The 3,707-nt window shown below is 52.6% G+C and carries 5 protein-coding genes; 2 read left to right on the top strand and 3 right to left on the bottom strand.

Annotated features, from left to right (window positions below; translation table 11 throughout):
- From AB4043_RS18040 to AB4043_RS18030, 3 genes are all read right to left on the bottom strand, one after another.
- Positions 1-193 (bottom strand): MBL fold metallo-hydrolase (locus AB4043_RS18040; protein WP_442307693.1); only part of this gene is annotated, 193 nt, incomplete at its 3' end.
- A gap of 99 nt (positions 194-292) precedes the next feature.
- Entirely contained in the window at positions 293-970 is a 678-nt protein-coding gene (locus tag AB4043_RS18035; protein ID WP_442299677.1) for a hypothetical protein, read from the bottom strand.
- 9 nt (positions 971-979) lie between these two features.
- The gene (locus AB4043_RS18030) at positions 980-1,804 is read right to left on the bottom strand and encodes a helix-turn-helix transcriptional regulator (RefSeq protein ID WP_442299678.1); all 825 of its coding nucleotides are present in this window, start codon (positions 1,802-1,804) and stop codon (positions 980-982) included.
- Positions 1,805-1,982: 178 nt separating this feature from the next.
- Between AB4043_RS18030 and AB4043_RS18025 the strand changes: the two genes are divergently transcribed.
- Both AB4043_RS18025 and AB4043_RS18020 read left to right on the top strand, forming a co-directional pair.
- Entirely contained in the window at positions 1,983-3,221 is a 1,239-nt protein-coding gene (locus AB4043_RS18025) for a hypothetical protein (RefSeq protein WP_442299679.1), read from the top strand.
- The coding region (locus tag AB4043_RS18020; protein WP_442307692.1) for an E2/UBC family protein at positions 3,214-3,707 on the top strand (494 nt) is incomplete at its 3' end. The genes AB4043_RS18025 and AB4043_RS18020, both read left to right, overlap by 8 nt.

Here is a 3,707-nt window from a genome sequence, read left to right as displayed (position 1 = left end):
ACACATGATCTTGGTCGAAGTGACTCAGGACCAAATTGTGAATGTTTACAATTCCTCGGTCTTTGAAGTATCGAGAGGGATAGAACTGCAATTCATCATCGTAACCACAGTCGAAGAGAATTGAGGCCCCTGACGGTGTCACTGCATAAGCACAAAATCCATGGCCGACGTTGAAGATTAAGAAGCGAAGCATTACCAGTCTCCCTTCCGTACATGGTGTCCGTTAGACTGTGTTCCGTGAACTGGTACACCACAGATCACTGCGGAAACCTCCGACAGCTTGATCGACTATCTAATCTTGACTTTGTTGCGGGACTTCGGAAATAACCTTCGCGCTCTCCAACGCGAGGACATTTGAAACAAGATGCGTTGCAGCATTACGTGCGGCGAACATTACTATCAGGTATTCGACAATTAACAGCAGAACTCCGATGACGTCCCGTTTGACTGGAACGTCGAAGAAAGCACTACAGGCTATACCGACCACGATGAAAGCAGCAGCGAGTGTTGTCATCTCTCGAAATCGCAAATAAGCACCATGCGCGTCTTCGACGGAAGTGTCCGCAGTATGAGTTCGATAAATTCTGTACCATAGCGCGGTTTGCTCTGCACATTCAGTGGGGAATGGCCCATGCTTGGTCAGAAGTTGTTTCATGTCGACCCGCGGGTCACGGTGTCCAATAACAGTGAAAGCTCTGCTGGATGGCAAACAACGTCTGCCTGTCTTCCAGAAGACAATGGACTCTTTTGCAGTCCGGGGCATCGCCCAACCGATAGTGCCTGTGACCAGCGTCAGGAACGCCGGAACGGCGATCAGCTTTCCGACTATGGTCCAGTTGCCCTTTGAAAGCTCCTGGAGAAGATTGAGAAGCTGAGGAAGCCCCAACGCGATCACGCCTAATGCAATTGCATTTGAAACGACAAAGGTAATCAGTTGAGGTTGGTTCTTTTGTTTGAGAGACTTTGCCATACCGTCCTTTCACTTCTCGATGCCATGTTTTCGAAAGAAGGGCCGGAGAGCCTCGCGGTTTGCGAGAGCAAGATGTTTTCTAGGGTTCTCTGCTTTTTCTAGAAGGCCAAGGTGCTCCAAATGATAAAGAAGAAGCGCTTCTTGGACACGCAGGATCAAGCGTCCGCCTTCCATGCAGTAGTCGGCTTCGACAACCTTGCGCTGGTCAGTTGAGAGATCTGGATGAGGGACGATGATGGCCTCGACAAAATCGTGCCAATCGGCATCATCTTTAGGATCAATCGCAGAGACGTCTCCCAGATGGATCGCATACACGCGTCCTAATACAAAGTCCCGAAACTCATTGCGGGTGTGACAGAACGCCCTCACATGCCAGCGGCGCCCGTCGAATCCTAAAGCGTGCGGAGACACCAGGCGTGAAGAAGGGCCGGGATGGCTCATCGATTGGTACTTGATCCGAATCGACCTCCGCTCACGCAACGCCAACAACACAGTTTGGAGCACTAGTGAATCGACCGACCTCGCCGGGTCGCGGACGATACCGGTCACGGGTATCCAGCCAAGGAACGACGAGTTTGCGTTCATTGCGCCGGTCGATGTGGCCCAAAGGCGGGTCAAATACTCTTCTGAGGAATCCCGAATAAGAAGTGGCTTGAACGATTCGCTTGCTATATAGGTCCTCTGCAAGACGTCGTATACGGCGTTCGTTGGCGCAAGCTCCCTGTAGCGCGCGAAATCCAAAGACGCTTGTGGAGTCGAAATGGAGAAGTAATTTACCAAATCGGTGCGATTGACTCGTCCGTCCCACAGTAGGCGAAACTCAATGAATTCCAACCGCCGTTCTTGTCCCCACCTTGCCGGTAAGAGCTGATTTTCCGCCAAACCCACCCTCTTTTCCACGTTTGTTCGCCATCTAAAAACTAGATGGGATATAGTAATCTTGATTCTACTTCAAGGAGGGACGACCCCGCCAGAAATCGAGACGAGGCCAGTTCCGTGGGAGATTCCTGCAATGGCAACTTCGATTACCTTCTTCCCCGTAGATAACGGGGATATGACGCTTATCTGCCTGGGTGACAAGTCCGGGAAAACCATTCTGATCGACTGCAATATCCGCGCAGCTGCGGACGATGCGGATGACGAAACTCGCGATGTAGCAAAAGATCTTCGTGAACGGCTAAAGACAGACGTGAATGGACGCCCGTTCGTGGACGTCTTTCTTTTGAGTCATCCAGACCAAGACCATTGCCGGGGGCTGAAGAAGCACTTCCATCTCGGGTCGCCGGCGGACTACGCAGACGACAAAAAGTCCACCAATGAAAAGCGCATTCTGATCGGGGAGATGTGGTCCTCGCCTATGGTGTTCCGGCGTGCCAGCGTCGAACATAAGCTTTGTGACGATGCCAAAGAGTTCAACGCCGAGGCGAAACGACGGGTTGCCATTGCACGCGAAAAAAACTGCTCGGGCATTGACGACGGTGATCGCATTCTGATCTTGGGTGAAGATGAAGATGGGAAAACCGATGACATCCTAGCGATTGTCGTGAAGGTCGATGAGGACATCACAAAGGTAAATGGCTCCGAAAACGCCGTCTTCAAGGGACGTCTGCTCGCGCCCATGCCGAAGTCCGAGAGCGATGAAGAAGAAGAAGAACTGCGCAAGAACCACTCCAGCGTCATTTTGAATATGGAATTGGCAGATGACGAATCCCGCAAGACGGTCAAGAACTTCCTGAGCGGCGGGGACGCCGAAGTGACCATATGGGAAAAGCTTTGGACAAAGCACAAGCAAGCATCCGCTGTCCTGGAATACGATCTGTTGCAGACGCCGCATCACTGCTCTTGGCACTCGCTGTCCCATGACAGCCGTTCCGACCTCGGCGATAAGGCCAAGGCCTCACCTGATGCGAAGTCGGCGCTCTCACAAATTCGCGGCGCAGGACGAATTATCGCCAGTAGCTGCGCGATCAAGAATGATGATTGCGATCCGCCCTCCCATGCGGCAAAAACTGAATATGAATCCATCGCCAAAGGAGCAAAAGGAGAGTTCCTCTGCACGGGAGAGAATCCGACCGAGGCCAATCCTGCACCGATGGAGTTCACCATCTCCGAACAGGCCATCAAGAAGTCWGTGCGAAAGGCGGCCATCGAGGCACCCTATGTGATGAAGAAAGGCCTGATTGACGAAATTGCTCGGAAGGCCGCAGAGGCAGAAGCTGTCCAGAGGGGTGGCAATAGCCGCTATGCCTGAGCGGACTGGCATCGCGATGCGTCTACGTGAGGAAGGAATCTCGAAGGTCGATTCCTTCCTCACGTCGGTGTGTAACGCGCGGCGCTTATCTTTGGGGGAGATTGGGGCCTATGAAGGCCGTTCGTTGATTGCCGGTTGGGAGTTCCACGTTCAAACGGACTTGGTGGCTAGACGGCTGCGGGTGGTGCTTGATTCGCGATTTCCGTTTTCTCTCCCCAATTTTTTTCTAGTGGATCGACCGGAGTTTTTGACTTGGCCGCATATAGAAGAAGATGGCCGCCTCTGTCTACGCGCCGACAATAAAGTCAAAAGGCCAGATCACCCTGCGGAAATCGTCGGTGTTCTTCTCGGCCAAGCCGCAGACTTCCTGTGTGCCTGCGAGAACCGATCCAATGAAGGCGACTTTCGCACGGAGTTCTATTCATACTGGAATCGGAGTGTTGAACAGGACTGGAATCGGAGTGTTGAACAGGACGCCGTGGAGGT

It is taken from the genome of Terriglobus sp. YAF25 (genome assembly GCF_052113305.1).
In the GTDB taxonomy this organism is placed as follows: Bacteria; Acidobacteriota; Terriglobia; order Terriglobales; family Acidobacteriaceae; genus Terriglobus.
Note: the sequence above shows the minus strand (reverse complement) of the source record. Positions and strands in the feature narration are given on the sequence as shown.